At 69.3% G+C, this 19,013-nt stretch carries 18 protein-coding genes; 4 read left to right on the top strand and 14 right to left on the bottom strand.

The annotated features are described in order from the left end of the window. Nucleotides 1-1,002: 1,002 nt before the first annotated feature. From ALLO2_RS20905 to ALLO2_RS20865, 9 genes are all read right to left on the bottom strand, one after another. A complete protein-coding gene (locus tag ALLO2_RS20905; RefSeq protein ID WP_035734315.1) occupies nucleotides 1,003-3,234 on the bottom strand; it encodes a hydantoinase B/oxoprolinase family protein in 2,232 nt (743 codons plus the stop codon). Between the two features lie 205 nt (nucleotides 3,235-3,439). Continuing rightward, nucleotides 3,440-4,123 (bottom strand): GPR1/FUN34/YaaH family transporter, encoded by a 684-nt coding sequence (locus tag ALLO2_RS20900; protein ID WP_011436655.1) that lies wholly within the window; start codon nucleotides 4,121-4,123, stop codon nucleotides 3,440-3,442. A gap of 134 nt (nucleotides 4,124-4,257) precedes the next feature. After that, complete coding sequence (locus tag ALLO2_RS20895) at nucleotides 4,258-5,325, bottom strand: NAD(P)-dependent alcohol dehydrogenase (RefSeq protein WP_035734313.1); 1,068 nt, start codon at nucleotides 5,323-5,325, stop codon at nucleotides 4,258-4,260. Between the two features lie 29 nt (nucleotides 5,326-5,354). Further along, nucleotides 5,355-7,481 (bottom strand): hydantoinase/oxoprolinase family protein, encoded by a 2,127-nt coding sequence (locus ALLO2_RS20890; RefSeq protein ID WP_035734312.1) that lies wholly within the window; start codon nucleotides 7,479-7,481, stop codon nucleotides 5,355-5,357. Between the two features lie 4 nt (nucleotides 7,482-7,485). Further along, on the bottom strand, nucleotides 7,486-7,824 hold the full coding sequence (locus tag ALLO2_RS20885) for an acetone carboxylase subunit gamma (RefSeq protein WP_035734323.1): 339 nt from the start codon (nucleotides 7,822-7,824) through the stop codon (nucleotides 7,486-7,488). Between the two features lie 17 nt (nucleotides 7,825-7,841). Next, nucleotides 7,842-9,758 carry a hydantoinase/oxoprolinase family protein gene (locus ALLO2_RS20880; RefSeq protein WP_011436651.1) on the bottom strand — a complete coding sequence of 639 codons (1,917 nt, stop codon included), beginning with the start codon at nucleotides 9,756-9,758 and terminating at the stop codon, nucleotides 7,842-7,844. Nucleotides 9,759-10,058: 300 nt separating this feature from the next. Then, nucleotides 10,059-10,559 (bottom strand): hypothetical protein, encoded by a 501-nt coding sequence (locus ALLO2_RS20875; protein WP_023842011.1) that lies wholly within the window; start codon nucleotides 10,557-10,559, stop codon nucleotides 10,059-10,061. Nucleotides 10,560-10,564: 5 nt separating this feature from the next. Continuing rightward, the gene (locus ALLO2_RS20870; protein WP_035734311.1) at nucleotides 10,565-11,452 is read right to left on the bottom strand and encodes an ABC transporter permease; all 888 of its coding nucleotides are present in this window, start codon (nucleotides 11,450-11,452) and stop codon (nucleotides 10,565-10,567) included. Beyond that, the gene (locus ALLO2_RS20865; protein ID WP_011436648.1) at nucleotides 11,449-12,420 is read right to left on the bottom strand and encodes an ABC transporter ATP-binding protein; all 972 of its coding nucleotides are present in this window, start codon (nucleotides 12,418-12,420) and stop codon (nucleotides 11,449-11,451) included. The genes ALLO2_RS20870 and ALLO2_RS20865 overlap by 4 nt, the downstream gene beginning before the upstream one ends. Before the next feature lie 224 nt (nucleotides 12,421-12,644). Between ALLO2_RS20865 and ALLO2_RS20860 the strand changes: the two genes are divergently transcribed. Both ALLO2_RS20860 and ALLO2_RS20855 read left to right on the top strand, forming a co-directional pair. After that, nucleotides 12,645-13,046 (top strand): BlaI/MecI/CopY family transcriptional regulator, encoded by a 402-nt coding sequence (locus ALLO2_RS20860; protein ID WP_011436647.1) that lies wholly within the window; start codon nucleotides 12,645-12,647, stop codon nucleotides 13,044-13,046. After that, entirely contained in the window at nucleotides 13,043-13,969 is a 927-nt protein-coding gene (locus tag ALLO2_RS20855) for a M56 family metallopeptidase (RefSeq protein WP_035734309.1), read from the top strand. The genes ALLO2_RS20860 and ALLO2_RS20855 overlap by 4 nt, the downstream gene beginning before the upstream one ends. Nucleotides 13,970-13,990: 21 nt before the next feature. On the opposite strand, the gene ALLO2_RS20850 is transcribed toward ALLO2_RS20855, so the two are convergent. The 5 genes from ALLO2_RS20850 to ALLO2_RS20830 are packed head-to-tail and all read right to left on the bottom strand — an operon-like array spanning nucleotide 13,991 to nucleotide 17,088. Then, a complete protein-coding gene (locus ALLO2_RS20850) occupies nucleotides 13,991-14,587 on the bottom strand; it encodes a hypothetical protein (protein WP_011436645.1) in 597 nt (198 codons plus the stop codon). Between the two features lie 50 nt (nucleotides 14,588-14,637). After that, the gene (gene htpX, locus ALLO2_RS20845) at nucleotides 14,638-15,624 is read right to left on the bottom strand and encodes a zinc metalloprotease HtpX (RefSeq protein ID WP_035734321.1); all 987 of its coding nucleotides are present in this window, start codon (nucleotides 15,622-15,624) and stop codon (nucleotides 14,638-14,640) included. Between the two features lie 55 nt (nucleotides 15,625-15,679). After that, nucleotides 15,680-15,961, bottom strand: coding sequence for a hypothetical protein (locus ALLO2_RS20840; RefSeq protein ID WP_011436643.1), 282 nt, complete (start codon nucleotides 15,959-15,961; stop codon nucleotides 15,680-15,682). Beyond that, a complete protein-coding gene (locus ALLO2_RS20835) occupies nucleotides 15,958-16,713 on the bottom strand; it encodes a PspA/IM30 family protein (RefSeq protein WP_011436642.1) in 756 nt (251 codons plus the stop codon). The genes ALLO2_RS20840 and ALLO2_RS20835 overlap by 4 nt, the downstream gene beginning before the upstream one ends. A 60-nt stretch (nucleotides 16,714-16,773) precedes the next feature. Next, nucleotides 16,774-17,088: an SHOCT domain-containing protein gene (locus ALLO2_RS20830; RefSeq protein ID WP_023842009.1), complete on the bottom strand. Its 315-nt coding sequence runs from the start codon at nucleotides 17,086-17,088 to the stop codon at nucleotides 16,774-16,776. Nucleotides 17,089-17,662: 574 nt separating this feature from the next. Between ALLO2_RS20830 and ALLO2_RS20825 the strand changes: the two genes are divergently transcribed. Then, nucleotides 17,663-18,220, top strand: coding sequence for a GNAT family N-acetyltransferase (locus tag ALLO2_RS20825; RefSeq protein WP_011436640.1), 558 nt, complete (start codon nucleotides 17,663-17,665; stop codon nucleotides 18,218-18,220). Between the two features lie 32 nt (nucleotides 18,221-18,252). After that, nucleotides 18,253-18,741, top strand: coding sequence for a MarR family winged helix-turn-helix transcriptional regulator (locus tag ALLO2_RS20820; protein WP_011436639.1), 489 nt, complete (start codon nucleotides 18,253-18,255; stop codon nucleotides 18,739-18,741). The last annotated feature ends 272 nt before the right edge of the window (nucleotides 18,742-19,013 follow it).

The raw sequence follows: 19,013 nt of genomic DNA, 5'->3' as shown, positions 1-19,013 counted from the left end.
CGCCTCCCGCGCGGCGGCAACGATCAGCGACTCCAGAGTCTCCTCGGGCAGACGGCCAAACGGGGTATGACCCCAGCCCACGATCTCCACGTCGTCCACGTCGGATCCCTTCAGTGCGTGCCCGCGGCCAGGGCGGTGAGCCTGGTCAGCACGATTTCCGGGGAGGCCTCGGTGGGGATCTCACCGAACCGGAACCCACGCTTGGCGGCGGCGTCGAGCAGCCGGGCGGCCTCGCTCGTGTCGCTCCACNCCTCCGCTGGCAGNCCCCCGCCGTAGCGCCGATCATCGGGCAGGACGCCGGCTGGCAGGTGCGGCAGGAGCAGCAGGTCACCGGGCAGCTTGGGGTCGAGCTGGTCGGGGTCGGTCACGCCGTTCAGTCGGACCGCGGTGATCCAGCCGTAGTGCCCGGCCGCGGCCAGCAGACTGGACCAGGCGTCGGTCTCGTCCTCATCCGGCCCGCCCGCCGTGTCACAGGTGATCTGCAGCCCCCGGACCGGCCGGTCCGCCACCGAGCGGATCACCTCCAGCAGGCCGGTCGCGACGTCGTCGAGCGCGTCGAAGTCGATCCCCGCACCGGACGCGAGCAGCCTGCGCGGTGACGGGCAGTCCAGCACCAGGTCGACACGATCGCCGAACTGGTGCAGCAGCGCGTCGAGAGTGTCGGCCAGCACGCGGCGCGGCGCCGGCAGCTCCAACGCCGCACAGACGGCAGCGGCCTCGCTATCGCCGACGAGGTGGCGGGAGAACGGACCTGAAACGTTGACACCGTACACATCGGACCGCAGTAACCGGTGTGCCTGTGCACTCGCCGCGACCAGCGTGGCCGGGTCGTCATACCAGCGCTCGGGGGCGCCGGCGAAGACCCTCCACACGTACCGGTCGCAGTCCAGCCAGGTCAGGGTGTCGCGCCTGGCGTGGATCCAGTCGTCCACAGCGTTCATCGTTCTCCCGCCGTCCTCATCAGTCCCGCAGCATCAGGCCCGCGCCGTCAGCCCTGCACCGTCAGTCCTGCAGCTCCGCCAGCTTGGCCTCCAGCTGCGCGATCCGCACGTCCTTCGGGTCGGGCATCATCACCGGCACGATCGCGTCCGCGGGGCAGGTGTCCTGCGGAGTGCCGCGGAACAGCACCCGCGGGTCGCCCCAGGAGCCGAAGAACGGCACGTCGGCCGGAGGCGTCTCGGTCTCCCATTCCTTGACGANCNCCGCATNCGGCTTNCCCCGCCGCAGCCGAGCCGCCCGCTCGGCCTCCCGGGCCGCCGTGGTGCCCTCGGCGTCCAGCACGGCGGTGTCGGGGTTGAGCACCACGTGGTAGATGTCGCGGACGGTGTCCATGGACACCAGGCCGTCGCGGTAGTCGGAAGCCACCAGCTCGGGATCGCGTTCGAGCACGTCCCCGTAGCCACCGCCGGTGCCCTGGGTGAGCATGTACAGCTCGCCGCGCTCGGCGAGCTCGAACTGCATGCCCATGTGATGCGTCGAGTAGGTCGCGTCCGGGAACGGACGCTCGTTCATCAGTTCCTCGACGGTGTAGCGCAGCAGTTCGCGCTGGTTGTCCATCACCTTGAAGATGTCGACATTCTTGATCTTGCACAGCGGGTAGGTGCCGGGGCCGTAGCCGCCGAAGATGCCGTGCGAGCTGGGGAACTTCGAGCCGATGCTGCACGCCATGAAGCCCCACATGGCGCTGTCCTTGACGGTGGCGATCTGCTGGTAGCCCTGGCCGCCGCGGAACTTGCCGAAGCCCTGGTTGTCCCGCATTACCCTGTTCGGCACGATCTTGAGAATCGGGACTTCTTCCTCGATGAGTTCCTGCTCCCCGATGTCGGCCATGGGCGCGAAGATCGGGGCGACCGCGTGCTCGCCGTCCCGGTTGGACCGCGCGGCCCCGCCCATGCCGTTGAGGTCGGCGCACACGTTGCCCACCAGCTCGCCGTGCTGGGTGACACCACCGTAGATGAACGTGACGATCATGTTGAACCAGCCGGCGATGACGTCCGTAGAGCGTTCACCCGCGCTGTAGAGGAGCTTCGGCGTCGCCAGCTGGGCCGCGGTGAAGGAGGGGAAGAACGTCATCATGCTCTGCGCGTTCGGCGCCTCCGGCGAACAGTTCAGCGCCGACCGCGGGTCGGTGAGAACAGTCATCGGCTCGAACACCGCCTGGTTTCGCGGCAGGTCCGGCCACACGAAGGTCAGGAACTCCTGGGCCAGCATGCCCTTCATCGACGAGAGGATCGTGTTGTTGGCCCGGTTCAGGAATTCCGGCGACGAGCCCCGGAAATCCAGGATCAGCTCGTCGTCCTTCTTGGTCATCGCCAGTCTGATCTTGACCAGGCAGTTCTCCCGCAGCGTCCCGTCCGCGAAGACGTTCTGCCGCACGGTGCCCTCCGGCCACGACCTCAGCCGGCGGCGGACCTCGTCGGCGGTGTCGGTCAGGGTGCGCCGCAACGTGGCGACGACCGCGTCGACACCGTACTCGGCGATGGTGTCGTGGATCCGGTCCCTTGTCCGCATCGCCGCGTACAGCTTGGCCTTCATGCCCTCCAGCTGCAGCTTCGGCTCGCGCACCGAGTTCTGCAGGAAGGTCATGAGGTCACGGCGGAACGTGTAGTTCTCACCGACCTTGATCGGCGAAATCTTCAATCCCTCGTCGAACGGGGACTCCGCCGCCGAGGGCATACCGCCGGGTTCGGTGGCGCCGTTCTCCCCCTCGTGGCAGACCGCGCCGGCGAAGCAGATCAGCTGCCCCTCGTGGAAGACCGGGATGAGGATGCTCTGGTCGGTGTTGTGGACGTTGCCGTAGCGGGCGTCGTTGTGCATGAAGACATCGCCCTCACGGACCCCGACCGTCGGCTCATCCACCCAGTACTTGACAATGAACTTGACCGGGTGCTGCGTGAGCACCGAGAACAGCAGCACACCACCCATGCTGGACAGGGCGAGGTCACCCGAGGCCGTCCACACCCCGGAGATCAGGTCGCCCCACTTCGCGCCGGGCGCCGCGCCCATCTGCTCGACCATGTCGAAGGACTCGTTACACGCGGTCTGCAGCTTGTGCCGCACCAGGTTGATCTGCTCGGGATCGGTGAACCGCGCGAGCGCCTCCGTTTCGCGGGGCGACTCCGGGGCGAGATGGTGGCTTTGCATGATCTCGGGGTCGGGCCCGAGGAACAGGACGNTTTCTTCGAGGAACTTCTCGACGACTGACTTGCCGTCAGCGTGGTCGGGCTGGCTCATGAATCTACACCTTCTGCTAAGACGTGCCTGGCGGGCGAGGGCGAGCGGCTTCCCAGGCCCGACACAGGCCACGCGAAACGGACGAGGGGGTTGATGACGCCGACCCTGCTGATTCCCATCAGCCTGACGGCGTGTTCGGCTCAGTACAAGAACTTTCCATCAATACGCGCTAGCCGGCCAGCTACGACCATCGGATCGCAGCATGTTATCCGGAGATGACCGGCTTGCCGAGCGGCAGNCCCTTCCCGCCGGTCTCGGCGGACATGACGGCGAGGTAGAGGTAGGCCGCTACCGCGGTGAAGCCGAACACCAGGTAGCCGCCGGCGTGGGTGAGGGCGGTGCTGGTGTTGATGGTGCCGAGCAGTAGCAGCAGCAGCGCGCCGTCCGCGAACCCGAGCAGCAGGGTGAAACTGCTGGGCAGGCGCAGGGTGGCCACGGTGACCAGGACGAGGGTGACCAGCCAGCTGATCAGCCACAGCTCGGTGGTTCTGGTGATCTGGGTGGCGGGGATGTTGTACCAGTTGTGGCCGAGGCCGAGGCCAAACGCGGCGTAGCTGCCGTAGAACCCGAAGAACACCGCGAACAGGCTGGCCAGGGGGTTCTGCCCGAGCGCCGCCGCCCAGATCGCGGCGACCAGGAGACCGACGGCGGCGGAGGTCAGGATGATCGGCAGTGCCGCGCCGGCCGCGGCGGGCGGAAGCCAGCCGGTGTCGACCAGCCCGAGGCCGAAAGCCCCGGCGATGACGGTGGGGAGGCCGAACACGGCCGGGTTGCCGCGCAGCGGGCTGAGGGGCGGCGGAGCGGGTAACGAGACGGGTAAGGCCTCGCTCTCGTTCAGTAATGGCTGTTGGGGACTGGAAACGGTGGCGCTGCCGGTGCTGGTGGTCATCGGGATGAAACCTCCTGAACGGGCAGCCCGCCTACCGGGCGGCCTGCCGGGCATGCTGCGGGTACGGGCGGCGGAGGGCCGGGCGGGCCGCGGCGGAACCGCCGGGCAGCGCCCAGCCCTCCTGGTTTTACTGGTTATGCGAAACGGATGAGGGGTTTGATGACGCCGTCCTCCTTGGTTTCCATCATGCTGAAGGCACGTTCGATCTCGTCGAACCCGAACTCATGGGTCGTCATCGGCGTAGGATCCACCCGGCCGGAACGCATGAGGGTGAAGATTCGCTCGAGCCGATCGCTTCCGCCTGGGCAGAGCGACGTCAGGATCTTCTTGTCCGACATACCCAGGCCGAACGGTTCCAACGGGATCTGCAGCGGTGCCGGGTTCTCACCGTGATACCCGATATTCGATATCCGGCCACCGGGTTTGGTCACCCGGATGCAGTCCTCGAAGGTCTGCGGATGACCGAGCGCCTCGATCGCGCCGTCCACGCCGACGCCGCCGGTGAGATCGAGGATCTGGTTCACCACATCACCAGCGGCGGGGTCGACGACCACGTCCGCGCCGAATCGACGTGCCAGCTCCTGCCGTTCGGGCCGTCCTTCCACGGCGATGATCAGTCCGGCGCCGAGCAGCCGGCAGCCGATGGTGGCGGATAACCCTACCGGCCCCTGAGCGAAGATCGCGACGGACTCACCGAGCCGCAGCTGCGCGTTCTCCGCGCCACCGAACCCGGTGGAGAGCATGTCGGTCGCGTAGACGGCTTTCTCGTCGGGCAGGTCGGCCGGAATGCGAGCGAGGTTGGCGGCCGCATTGTTGACGAGAAAGTACTCCGCCATGTTGCCATCGCGCTGCGTGGTGAATTTGTACCCACCGAGCATTCCCTGGCACTGGGTACTGAAACCCCGCTGGCAGGGGCCGCAGTGAAAGCACGGCGTAAGCGCCCCGACCGCTACCCGCNCACCGGCCTCGAATCCAGTGACCGCGGCGCCCAGGTCGTGGACGACACCGACCGCCTCGTGCCCGAGAGCGCGGCCTTCGGGAACGGGAATGGCGCCCCGGACGGTGTGCACATCGGAGGTGCAGATAAGCGCCGATGTTGTCCGTACGATCGCGTCAGTTGGCCCTGGCTTCGGTATGGGCTTCTCGATGACGCCGGCCTTGCCGATGCCGAGAAACGCCAGTGCCTGCATGGTGGCTGGCATGGTTACCAACCTCGCTTCCCACGTCTCGCTCAGATGGTCCGAACGAGCACCGCGGAGCCGGTACGGCCGATGGTCAGCTGCCATCCGGGTTCGGCGAGGTAGGTCGTGCTCGGGGTTTCGATCAGGGCGGGGCCCTCGATGACGTGGCCTTCTTCGAGGTCGGCGAAGTCGTAGACGGCAGTCTTGACCGCGCCGTCGATGCCCGGGTAGTGGCATTCCCGCCACCGGGCGGGGTTCGACGCGGGGCGCGGCTCGGCCTGGGTGGGCTGCAGGTCGAACTTGTCGCGTTCGACGTAGCTGACCACGCGGATGACGTTGATGCGCACACCGGCCTCGGGCGCCTGGCTGCCTTCGCCGTACCGCTTGGCGTAGATGCTGCTGAACAGGTCCAGCAGCTCGATCACGTCGCGGTGTGAGGTGAGCCGCTCGAACGGCGACACCACCCCGATCTGGGCGAGCTGGTTGCCGTAGCGCATGTCCAGCTCCACCCGCGAGCGGATGTTGGCGGGGTCGGCGCCCTGGCGGAGGAGGTCGTCGCGGCCCTTCGCGGCAAGTTCCGTCACCGTGTCGTTGAAGACCTGGAAGTCGTCCAACATCCTGCGGGTGGTGGCGTCGTAGACCATCAGGTACAGCGAGTACTCATGAATGTGCAGCTGGTTCATATTGCCGGCGCCCAGCGCGGAGAACACCGAGCTGAACGGCGGGATCAGCACATTCTGGATGCCCAGCGTGTTGGCGTATCCGCAGGCGTGCAGCGGACCACCGCCGCCGTAGCTAAGCGCGACGAAGTTCTTCGGGTTATAGCCCTTGACCGCGACCTCCTTGAAGATCGCGTTGGCCATGTTGCTGTCCACCTTGCGCTTGATCGCCTTCGCCGCCTCGATCAGGCTCAGTCCGGTGGGCTTGCAGATGTGCTCCTCGATGGCCCGCTGCGCCCGGCGCAGGCTGAGCTTGATCGTGCCACCGGCGTAGTTGTCCGCGTCGAGGTAGCCCAGCACCAGGTTCGCGTCCGTGGTGGTCGGGAACCGCCCGCCCCGGCCGTAGCAGGCCGGGCCCGGGTCGGAACCGGCGCTTTCCGGGCCGACCTCGATGGCCTCCCACAGGCGGTCGTAGCGGGCGATGGAGCCACCGCCGGCGCCGAGGGTGTGCAGGTAGGTCATCGGGGNGGAGACGAGCCAGCGGTCGATGACCGGGTTGAAGTCGTAGAACTTCACCCCGTCGGAGGTGACCAGGCCGATGTCGAAGCTGGTGCCGCCCATGTCGGTGGCGATGATGTTGGGCTGGTGGTAGGTCTTCGACAGGTAGTTGGTGGCCTCCAGCCCGGCGACCGGCCCGGAGTGGATGGTCTGCAGCGAGGAGGTCGAGTTCAGCTGGGCCATGCCGCTGGTGTTGTGCACCAGCAGCATCGGCTTGGTGTAGCCGTTGCGGCGCAGCTCGATCTCCAGCGACGCCAGCCCGTGGTACATCTGGCTGTGCAGGTAGGCGTCGATGACCGCCGACATGGTCCGGGCGTACTCACCCTTGCGGCCGGTCACCCGGTGCGACAGCACGATCGGGATCGCCCCCAGCATGTGCGTGGGGTACTCGTCGAGGATGATCCGCTCGACTTCCTTCTCGTGGGCCGGGTTGATCACCGCGTTGACCAGCGCGACCACGAACGCCTGCGCGCCCTCGTCCACCAGCTTGCGCACCTGACGGCGCACGTCGTCCTCGTCGATGGACAGCACCGCCGTGCCGCCGTAGTCGACGCGTTCCTGCACGCCGGCGATCCGGGTCACCGGCACCAGCGACACCGGCCGGTCCGCGGCGGGCAGGTCGGACTGCTGGGCCTCGGTCAGCCCGTCGCCGTAGCCACGGGCCCGCATCAACGGCACGGTCGATTCGAAACCGGCGGTGGTGAGGATGCCGACCGCCGGACCGCTGCGTTCGATGAGCGCGTTCGTCCCGAGGGTCGTGGCGTAACGCACCGCGTCGACGGTCGAGAGCACCGTCTGCACATCCAGGTCCGCCTGGGCACTGGCCTTTGCCAGGGCATCCATGAAGCCGGAGGCGAGGTTGTGGTGCGTGGTCAGCGACTTCGCCTCGATGTAGGTGTCGTCGTAAACAAGAAAGCAGTCGGTGAACGTGCCACCGATGTCAACACTTACCTGCCGCATGTCCCTAGCCCTCCACAGCGCTGAGGTGGCGACGCTTCAACGCGTCGATATCGAGTTCGAGGTCGTGCGTCAGCGGATGACCAGGCGGCAGGTACTCGTTCTCCACCTGCGTCCCGCAACCCGGGCAGTAGAACTCGACGATCCGGCACCAGGCCGGGTCGGGGGCGTAGGTGAACTCGTAGCTCTCGTCCAGGATCGGCCGGTGAATCTCCCGCGGGTCACGGTTGTGGACCAGCAGCCCGGTCTTGTAGTTCTCGCGGGCGTTCGCGATGTCATGCCCGCACACCCGGCAGGTCCATCGCTCGGTCGCCAGATTAATCGCGAGATACTCGGTGATGTTCACGGTGGACTGCTGCTCGCTCACTGCTGGGCCTCCAGGATCAGGTCAGAGTTGCTGCTCACCCGGAACCCCCACCCGGGCTCGATCAGACAGGTCAGATAGTCACCCGCGACCAGCGCCGGCCCCGCGGCTCCCTGCCCCGGCTCCAGATTCTCCGGACGGTAGACCGCAATCTCCTGCTCGTTACCGTCAGCGAAATGGATACGACGCGATCCGTCCGCGGCCGCCGGCTGCACCGTGCCGTGTTCGTCGGCCACCAGCTCGAAGGTCGGCAGCGGATACCAGGCCCGCACCACCAGCTGATCGGCCTGCCCGGGAGACGACCCGTCGGTCCACGTCTCGTCCCGCAACACGCCGTCGACGATGAATCGGCCGCGGGTCTCGACAGTGCATTCGTCGATGGACACGCCTTCACCGAACATGTCACGCCGCGCGCGGGTCAACAGATCGTCGCGGGCCGCCTTCACCTCGACGTCGACGCCCGGCATCGGCACGCTGTACTCGTGCGCCAACCCGCTGAAACCGATACCGAACGCGCTGAACACCGCCGACAGATGCGGCACGATCACCCGTGCGATCCCCGCCGCCCGCGCGATCCCCGAGGCAAGCACCGGACCGGCGCCACCGAAGGCCAGCAGCGTGGCCTCNCCCGGCTCACGNCCCGCCGCGGAGATCATCTCCTTGACCGCGGCCCCCGCCTGCTCCTCGAACACCCGCAACACCGCGAGCGCCGCGGCCTGCGCCGACAACGACAGGGGCTCCCCGACATGGGTCAGCAACGCCCGCTCCGCCCGGGCCGGGTCCAACTTCAGATCCCCACCCAGATAGTTGTCCGGGTCCAACACCCCGGCAAGCAGCAGGGCATCGGTCACCGTCGCATCGGTGCCACCACGGCCGAAAGACGCCGGGCCGGGCGCGGCACCCACACTGCGCGGACCGATCTGAATCTGACCGTTGACGACCTGGACCACCGAACTGCCACCCAGCCCGATACTGCTCAGGTCCGGAATCGGCAGCGAGGTCTGCGCCGAATCGACCCGGCCGTGCGCGTGCACCGTCAGGGCCTTGTCCACCACGACCGACACGTCGGTCGTGGTGCCACCCACGTCCACCCCGACCAGCACGTCCGCGCCGTAGAGCGAGGCGTAGGCGACGCTGCCCTCCAGCCCACCCCGCGGCCCGGAACCCCACGTCTTCAACGCCGTGGTCTTGGCCACCCGGGCCGAGTCCCCGTCATTCCGGAAGATCAGCAGCGGGCGAGGCAGCCCGTTCTCCCGGCACGCCTTCTCCGCGCCGTAGAGGAAGTGCTCCATCCCCGGGTGCAGGTAGGAGTTCAGCACCGCGGTCAGCACCCGCCGCGCGTCGTCGACGTCGTGCACAAGCTCATGCGACAGGGTGAACGGAACCGCGCCCAGCAGATGCCGCGGGTACCGCTCCAACAACAGATTCTTGATCGCCCGCTCCGCCGCCGCACTCCGCAGCGCGATCACGATCCGCGAGGTACTCGTCGCCAACAGTTCGTTGATTGCCGTCGTGAACTCCGCCAAGCCCACCGACCCGTCGGCGCCCACCGTGATCCCGACCGGAGAATGCGGCACCAGCGCCTGCCACAGCGAGGCGTCGACCAGGTTCGCAATGCCGTAGACGTCCTCCTCCGCACCGCTGTCGACCAGCAGGGCGACCGGTGCGCCCTTCCGCTCGACCACGGCGTTCGTACCCGACGTCGTCGAATAGCGCAGGTACTCCGTCTCGCGCAACAGACGAGCGGTGTCCTCCTCGCCATACAGCCGGTCGGACGCTGTCCGCAGCCCGTCGACGAAACACTGCGTTAAATCGTGCGGGGTCGTCGGCGTCTTCGCATGCACGATGCGCTCACCGTCCGTCACGCACACATCGGTGAACGTGCCACCGTTGTCGATATTGACCAGGATTCCCATCGGCCCTCCGCTGCATCGTTGCGTGAAGTGGGTCACAACTTTGCAGCCAGCGAAGGGTGGTTGCACCACTCCTAGGGGTGGCTGGGAGATAGAAATCGGGTGGTTNAACGCAATGCTGTTGGCCCAGAGCCACGCCCAACCTCGCCAGTAGTCCTATCTAGTAGTTTCACGAATACCATAGGTTACGTCCAAGGGCTATTCTCCTGGTTGATCGGTTCGCGCCCGAGGGCGGGACGCGAGGCCGGCCGGCCCCGCTCACCGGGATGGCCGTGCCGGCCGGGCCTCCCCACGCCCCGCGATTCAGGTGGTGTCGAAGCAGCCGTCGAACTCGAACACCGGGTTGATCACATAGGTGCCCGTGGTGGCCTTGATGGTTAGCGGACCGACAAGCTTAGATGGGCCGCCGGCCTGGTAACAGCCGTTGGAGCGGACCTGGAGCTCGAACTTGCCGTTCTGGGGCTTTCCGGCGCTGTCGGTCCAGCGGAGCTGGCAGATCCAGTCGCTGCCGGCGCCCCGGTCCGGTACCTGGGGGCCGCCTTTGTCGCAACTGGCCTTGGCGGCGACGGCGGCCGGGGTAAGGCCGGGGTGACCGAGCAGGGCCTGCTGGTGGGTGTAGAGGTTGGCGAAGACGGGACCGAGGGAGTTTTCGACGCGGGGCCGGGTGACGTCGGTGGCACAACCGGCCAGGGCGACGGCCAGGGCGACGGCCAGGGCGACGGCCAGGGCGGTCGCGGCGCTGACGGCGGACGTCGCCCGGGTCAGTCGGACGAGGGCAGGTCGGACGAGGGCGGGTCGTCGCATCGGGGTCAGCCTCCGGTGATGTCGCGCCGACGCAGCGCCGTGTAGGCGACCGCCAGGCAGATCGCGATGTAGCCGACGCTGACCAGCGCACCCTGACCCAGGGGCCCGTAGTACGGGTGCGCCGCCAGCAGGCCGTGCCAGGCGTCGAACGGGGTGACCAGCAGCAGGTGGCGGATCGCGTCGGCGCCGTTGAGGAACGAGTAGAGCTGCATGAGCAGCCCGAGGATGATCGGGCCGACGATCCCGGCGGGGCTGCTGCGGGTGAGCACCGACAGCATGATCCCGAGGGCGGTGAAGCCGAGTAGCGGCAGCAGCGCGGTCGCCCACGCGGCCAGCACCAGCCCGGCGGTCCGGCCGGGCGGCAGCAGGGTGCCCGAGAGGCTTTCCAGCGGCTGGTGACCGACGAGCAGGACGCCGGCGGCCAGGCAGCTGGCCGCCAGAACGGCGAGGACAAGGACCGCGAACGTCGCCGCGGCCAACGTCTTGGCCCAGAAGATCTGGGTGCGGCTGTGCGAGCGGGTCAGGATCGTCTTCCAGGTGCCGTGCTGGTCCTCGCTGGCGAAGATGTCCCCGGCCACCAGGCTGGTCAGCAGCGGGAACACCCANTGGGCGGCGAAGCCGAGGATGAGCAGCGGGGTCGCGAAGCCGCTGGCGTGCACCCACCGGCCGTACAGGGTGTCCTTCGGGACACGGTCCTGGCGGTCGAGCAGCACGACGAACACGCACGGGGCGAGCAGGCAGACGGCGAGCGTCGCGCGGGTGCGGGCCTGGGCGGCAAGCTTGGTGACCTCCCACCGGTAGGCGCTCGTCACCCGGCCGCGGCCGGCCGGACGTGCCCCGACCGTCGCCGGGGGCGTGGTGGTCGTCGCGGAGGCTGTGCTTGTCGTGGTCACCGGGTCGCTCCGAGGCGGGCGTGCTGCTGGGTTGGCAGGTCGGCGGCGGTCCGGTCGGGTTCGGTGAACATGAAGAACAGCGACTCCAGTGGCGCGATCTCCAGTCCGAGGGTCCGTACGGCCACACCGTCCCGGCCGAGAGCGATGATGTAGGCGTCCGCGGCCGCGGGCTGGGCGGTCAGCGCCAGCCCGCCGTCCGGGTGAGTCGACACGGCTACGCCGGGATGGTCGGCGGCCAGCTCCAGCGCCCGGTCGTCGTCGCTGGTCGCCAGCCGGTGGGACGGGTCCGGCGCCTGGGCCCGCAGCTGGCCGATCGAGCCGTGGTAGACCACCCGGCCGGTGCGCATGATCGTGACGTTGTCGCAGATCTCCTCGACCTCGTTCATGTTGTGGCTGCTGAGCAGCACGGTCAGCCCACCCGCGGCGAGCCGTTTGACCAGGGCCCGCATGTCGCGGATACCGGCCGGGTCCAGGCCGTTGGCCGGCTCGTCCAGCACCAGCAGCCGCGGGTCGCGTAGCAGCGAGGCGGCCACCCCGAGCCGTTGACGCATCCCGAACGAGTAGCCGCCGACCTTGTCCCCGGCCCGGTCGGCAAGATCCACCAGGTCGAGGACCCTGTCGATCCGGCTGTCGGCGTCACCGCCGTCGAGTCCGGCCAGCAGCTCCAGGTTCCTCCGGCCGGACAGATATGGATAGAAACGGGGGCTCTCGATGAACCCCGCGACCCCGTCCAATGTCGCCGGGCCGGCCTGGGCCCAACTGCGACCGAACAGCCGCAACACCCCGGCGTCCGGGCGGATCAACCCGAACAGCATCCGCAGGAACGTCGTCTTCCCGGCACCGTTCGGGCCGAGGATGCCGTAGACCTCCCCGACGTCCACCCGCAGATCAACATGATCCACCGCAGTGAGACCGCCGAAGCGTTTCACCAGGCCGGTGGCCTCCACCGCCGGTACGCCAGCCGCCATACGTCCCTCCCTCAAGATATCTACTACTCGATGAATAGTAGACGCGCGGGTGCGCGGCAGGCGGCAAGGGCCGGGCCGGGTGGAGACCGATCCAGTGCCACCGAGAGGCCCGCTACGCGGATGGTCGGCAGCGGGCCAGGGCAGGCCTGTACCACTCGACCGTTCGTACTATCAACGCGATAGTAGTGAGTGGTCGCAAGCGACAGCCGCGAGGAGGGCAACGGATGGCGAAGCGGCGGGAGCCGGGAGCGCTCGAACGAGAGGTGCTCGCCGCGATCGCGGCGGCCGGCCGGCCGCTCACCCCGACCGAGACGCTCGCCGAACTCGGCGAGCCGCTGGCCTACACCACCGTGATGACCACGCTGGCCCGGCTGCACGACAAGGGCGCACTCACCCGGCAGCCCGCCGGCCGCTCCTACGCCTACACGCTGGCCGCCGAACCGGAAACCCTCGACGCCGCACTCACCGCCCGCCAGATGACCCGCCTGCTCGGCGCTGGCGCCAACCGGGCTGAAGCCCTGGCCCGCTTCGTCGCGGATCTGCGTCCCGAAGACGAACAACTCCTCGCCGACATCCTCGCCAGCCACCACCCGCGGTCAGAGACGGACGGCGGGCAGGGGCTATGACGGCCGTCGCGCTGATCCCGTTGGCCACGAACCTGCTGCTGGCCGTCAGCGGCGGCTGGCTCGGCCGGCGGTTGCCGCCCGCCGCCGCCACCCGGCTGCTGACCCTGGCCTGTCTGGTCACCGCGTTGGCCACCGGATTCGTCCTGGCCGTCGCCGCCTTCACCCTGCTCGCCCAGCTGCCCCTGCTCACCGCGGTCGGGCACTGGTCGGCCACCATGATCCGCGGCCACGACCCGCTACCCGCCGCGGCCGGGCTGGTGCCGGCCGCCGTCGTCGTCGGGCTGCTCGCCGCCGCCGCCCGGCGCGCCGCCGCCCTCGGCCAGGACCTCGCCGCCGCGGAACTCACCTGCCGGCGGCTCGGACCGTCGCCTACCGGCCTCGTCATCGTCGAGGACGACCACCCCGACGCCTACACGCTGCCCGGACTGACCGGCCGGATCGTGGTGTCCACCGCCATGCTGCGCGCGCTGCCCGCCGACGAACGCCGCGTGCTACTCGCCCATGAACGCTCCCACCTGCATCACCGCCACCACGCCTACACCCAGCTCGCCGACCTCGCCGCCGCCGCCAACCCGCTGCTGCGGACACCCGCCGCCGCCGTGCGCCTCGCCGTCGAACGCTGGGCCGACGAAGACGCCGCCGCTGTCACCGAAGATCGCGCTGTGGTCGCCCGGGCCTTGGCCCGCGCCGGCCTCGCCCGCACCGGCATGCCGACCACTCCGACCTCGGCACTCGGCGCCGTGCACACCGNCCTCNCCCNCCGGGCGCGGGCGCTGCTGGACCCGCCTCCCAAACCACGCCCCGCCCTGGCCGTTGCCCTCGCCGCGCTCGTCCTGGCCACGGCCGCCGCCGCCGCCGACACCGCCCACACCACCGAGCACCGCTTTGAACACGCGCAGGCAGCCTATGCGCACCGATCCTGACCGGACGAAAAGCCGACGAGGTCACCCGTGCGTGTCGGGGTCGCGACCCGGCGCGTCGATGCCGGGCGCTCCCCACAGGGGAAACCAACGGGACAGGTCCGGTTCGATCGGGAGCTCNCCCGCCAGCATCTCCCGTACCTCCAGCTCGGCCGGATTGTCCCGACGCTGGTCACCGGCCGGCACGAACGGGTACCAGGTGCCGCGTTTGTAGAGGTAGATCAGCCCCATCGGCCTGCTGCCGTCGGTGAACCCGACGACGGTGCACAGCAGTGCCGGGCCGAAGCCGGCGTCGCGCACCGTGGCATTCGCCGCGTGCAGGTCGGTGACCAGGCCAGCGAGGTCCTGCTCGCCGGTCCGTCGCAGCAGCCAGCTGTACCCGAAGCTGTCCGTGCGCCGCTCGTACCGGCCGCCGTCCATGCTCAGCAGCCGGTCGATCTCCTGCGCTACCCCGGTGAACGCGCCGCCTGACGCGGGTTTGACACAGACCGCTCCGACCCCGGTCGGTCGCCATGAGCTGGCGGCCTGCAGGATGACGGCGGCGGCTGGGAGCGTGAACAGCCGGTCGAGGTCCGGCGGGACGGGCCGGGTCCGGCCGAGAAGCACGTCGAGGATCCGCATGATCCGGCCTGCTTTCTACCCGGGTCACCGAACTACCCGGGCTCACCGAACTACCCGGGCTCACCGAACTGGGCGGGCTCACCGAACTGGGCGGGCTCACCGAACTGGGCGGCCAGCCGGGCAAGCTGGGCCAGGCGGGCATCCAGCGGCGGATGGGTCGAGAACAACGAGGACAGGCTGACGCCGTTCGCCAGCGCGGGAGCGAAGAAGAAGGCGTTGAACGGTTCGGCGGCCCGCAGGTCGCGGGTCGGGATCCGGGAGATCTCGCCGGTGACCTTGGTGAGCGCGGCGGCGAGCGCGGCCGGCTGGCCGGTGAGGATCGCCCCGGACCGGTCGGCGGCGAGCTCCCGGTACCGCGACAGCGCCCTGGTCAGCAGGAACGACAGCGCGTAGACGGCGGCGGAGACGACCACAACGACGAGCACGACGAGGGCGCCGCTGTCCTCGTCATCGTCACCGCCGTCACCGCCGTCACCGCCGTCGGACCGGCCGAAGCCGCCGGCCATCCCGGAGTAGAGACCGAATCGGGTGACCAGACCGGCGAGCACCCCGAGAAACGACGCGACGGTCATGACGGCCACGTCCCGGTGCGCGACGTGGGACAGCTCGTGGGACAGCACCCCCTCCAGCTCGTCGACCTCCAGCCTGCGCAGCAGCCCGGTCGTCACGCAGACGACGGCGCGTTTCGGGGTCCGGCCGGTGGCGAACGCGTTCGGCAGGTCGGTGTCCGCGACCGCCACCACGGGCTTCGGTAGGTCGGACAGCGCGCAGAGCCGATCCACGACGCCGTGCAGCCGCGGCTCCTGCGCCGGGCTGACGATGCGCCCACCGGTCGCGTACAGCGCGATGCGGTCCGAGAACCAGTACTGGGCGGCGAGCAGCCCGCCGGCGATCGCGACGACCAGGACCGGTGACACTCCGACGGCGATCAGGACGGCGATGAAGGCGACGTAGACCAACCCGAGCAGGAAGACGGTCAGCACCATCCGGGCCGACAGTCCCCGGTCCAGGGCGAACCGCCGCGGCACACGCGTCATCACCATCGTCACCTCACCATCGTCACCTCGTCGGTCGGGGCTCGGCCGCCAGAAATCAGGAGCCGGGAATCAGGCCTTCGTCGCCGAGCAGTCCGCGGACCTCCGCCAGCCCGGTGTCGGCGCGCGGCAGCACCAGCTCCGATGGCTCCAGCTGGTCCGCCGGCACCGCGCGGCCGCGGGTCCGGACCCGTTCGAGCAGCCTCGTCAAGGCTTCCTGGAATGCCGGCTCGTCACCGGCCTCGACGGCCGTCAGCAGCACGTCATCCAGCTCGTTGAGGGCCTCCAGGTCGGTTGCGGGCAGGTCGAACTGGCCCTCACCCAGAATGCGCACGATCACGGCCGCTCCTCCGGTCGAGCGGCGTCGGCCGGCGGGCGGCCGCCAATCGCCCGCGCGGGCATGGCGCTTTTGATCTCGGCCAGATCCTGATCGATGTCGGCGGTCGCGGACAGCCGGTCCAGCTCGGCCTGGATGTCGCCGCGCGGGCCACCGGCCGCCGTCTCCAAGGCGCCGGAGGCGAGTAGTTCGTCGATCGCGCCGGCCCTGGCCTGCATCTGCTCGGTCCTGTCCTCGGCCCGCTGGATTGCCAGGCCGACGTCGCCCATCTCCTCGGAGACCCCCGCCAGCGCCTCGCCGATCTTCGTCTGCGCCTCCGCCGCGGTGTACGTCGCCTTCACGGTCTCCTTCCTGGTCCGGAACGCCTCGAGCTGGGCCGCCAGCCGCCGCGCCGCCAGCGTCAACCGGTCCTCCTCCGCTCGCAGCGACGCATGCTGCTCCCGCAGATCCTCCAACTGCGCGGCCACCCCGGCCCGGCGACCGAGGGCCTCCCTGGCCAGGTCGTCGCGGCCCGCGGCGACCGCTTGGCGGGCCTGTCCGGACAGCCGCTCGGCGGCCGCCCGTAGCTGTTCGACCTGGAGCTCCAGCCGCTTCCGGCTGGTAGCGACGTCCGCGACCCCGCGGCGGACCTGCGCCAGCAGCTCGAGCTGCCGAGCGTAGGAATAGTCGAGAACCTCACGCGGATCCTCGGCGCGGTCCAACATCCTGCTGGCCTTGGCCCGGAACACCAACGCCAGCCGCCTGCTCAGGCTCATCGACGCCTTCCCTCCCCCGATCCCGTCGGTCCCTCTCCGATCTCGCCGGTCAGCCGACGGTCAGCCAGCCCTGGTGAGATCCGTCGGGCCGGGCCGTTCACGCAACACGTCCAGGCGGCGGTGGTACTCCGCCTCATCGATCTCACCGCGGGCGTAACGCTCGGCGAGGATCCGCTCGGCCGACCGCTCGCCGGGCCGTTCGGTACCGGGCCGTTCCACTCCGGGCGGTTCGGCCGACCTACCCGGCCCGCCGCCGCGGCCCGCGCGCAGGAGAGCAACCAGTACCCCGATCACCAGCCCCCAGAAGACGACCATGCTGAACGACATCAGCAGCCAGCCGCCCCAGCCCCAGGTGTGCCCATCCCAGATCATCATCGTGATCTCCTTCGATCTCGATACCCTCGGCGGTTCGATATCATTGGCGGCCTGCCGCTCCTCGACCTTCGTTCCGAGGGGCGATGGAACGAGGGCCGTTCGTCCCGGACCTGGCCGACGACCGGCCTGTGCTGGGGGAATGCCCCTGGCGCCGCCGTCCACACGACCGGCGATGGTCTGACCCGTCCCGGGCGAACTGGGCCGCGGGGCACAGGCCGCGGGCAGAGGCGTACCGCGAGCGCCCCGGGTCCGGCGGCCACGATGGCCACATCGAGGGCGGCGAGCGCCGGGCGGATGCGTTCCTCGTACGTCGTGGCCGGGTTGTGCAACGGCAGATCCGGTGCCACCACCCGATGTCCCCGCGCCCGCAGTTGCGCTCCGAGGGGCTCCCAGCACGTGGCGTCGTGCCAGGCTCCGTGCAGCAGACAGAACAGAGCCACGACCCGTGGCTATCCAGCCGGTGGCTCGCGCGCGGGTCCCACGGTCCGCCTCACAACCCACGGTCCGCCTCACAACCCACGGTCGCCGCCTTTCTCGCGGCGTGCCGCACGCTTCCGGCAAACTACCGGACACGATGAGTCTGACCACGATCATTCCCCTTCTCACGACGGACCGGCTCGTCCTGCGGCCCATCCACAACGACGACGTCGCCGGCTACACCGAGATCTGGTCCGATCCCGAGTTCACCCGCTACTTCCACCGGCCGACCGACCCGGACGGCGTCTGGCATGCCCTGGCCGGCTGCATGGGCTGCTGGGTGCTGACCGGCGTAGGTCCGTGGTCGGTTGTCGAGAAGGCGAGCGGGCAGCTCGTCGGCCAGGCGGGGCTGTGGACCGAACCCGGCTGGCCGGGCATCGAGGCCGTCTGGTTCCTGCGCCGGGACCGCTGGGGGCGCGGCTATGCCACCGAGGCCGCCACCGCGGCACTGACCTGGGTGTTCGCCCAGCGCCCCGACCTCACCGAGGTCGTCTCGGTCATCGTCCCGGCCAACGCCGCGTCTGTCCGGGTCGCCGAACGCCTCGGCATGGCATACGTCCGCAGCGAGTTCCTCCACGACGAGGCCCATGCCGTCTACGCGGTCAGCCGGGCCGGCTGGGTCACCCCAACCACTCGACAGCAAGCTTACGGATAATCCGCGACGGACCTAGTCGTTAGGCTGCGGGCATGACCGCCATGGCACCCTCCCGCGCCGGACCAGACTTGTCGTTCCTGCTGGACCACGCCAGTCATGCCCTGCGGACCCGGATGGCGGCCGCGCTCGCCGAGATCGGTCTCACCGCACGCATGCACTGCGTGCTGGTGCATGCCCTGGAGGAGGAGCGCACCCAGATCCAGCTCGCCGAGATCGGCGACATGGACAAGACAACGATGGTGGTCACCGTGGACGCCTTGGAGAAGGCCGGCCTCGCCGAACGTCGGCCCTCCGCCAGGGACCGGCGGGCTCGGATCATCGCGGTCACCGAGGCGGGCGCGCGGATCGCCGCGCGGAGCCAGGAGATCGTCGATCGGGTCCATGAGGAGGCGTTGGCGGCGCTTCCCACCAAGGAGCGGGAGGTCTTCCTGCGGGCGATGAACCGCTTGATCGAGGGGCATCTGGCCGGACCAGCGAAGAGCCCTCAGCCGGTCCGGCGGGCCCGCCAGCGGGCTCAGTAGCCACGAGAGCCACGCCTTCCACCGCCGCCGCATCTTCCAGCTGATGATCGTTCAGGACGGCAGCGTCGTGACCGTGGCGACGCCGGCCATTCAGAGCGACCTGGGTTTCTCACGAGGGCAACTGCTCGGCAAGCGGCAAGGACGGCGACGAGAACAAGGGCAGCCGGGTCCCCAAGTAAACGCTTCCAGCTAGAGTTTTCCCCGATTGGGACGTAGCCACCGCGGCCGTCCACGCGGGCGCTGTAGTCGACGCCGTGGCCGGGAACCGGCTG

The organism is Frankia sp. Allo2 (genome assembly GCF_000733325.1).
GTDB lineage: Bacteria > Actinomycetota > Actinomycetes > Frankiales > Frankiaceae > Frankia > Frankia casuarinae.
The sequence above is the reverse complement of the archived record's forward strand: the minus strand, read 5'-3'. Positions and strand labels throughout refer to the sequence as shown.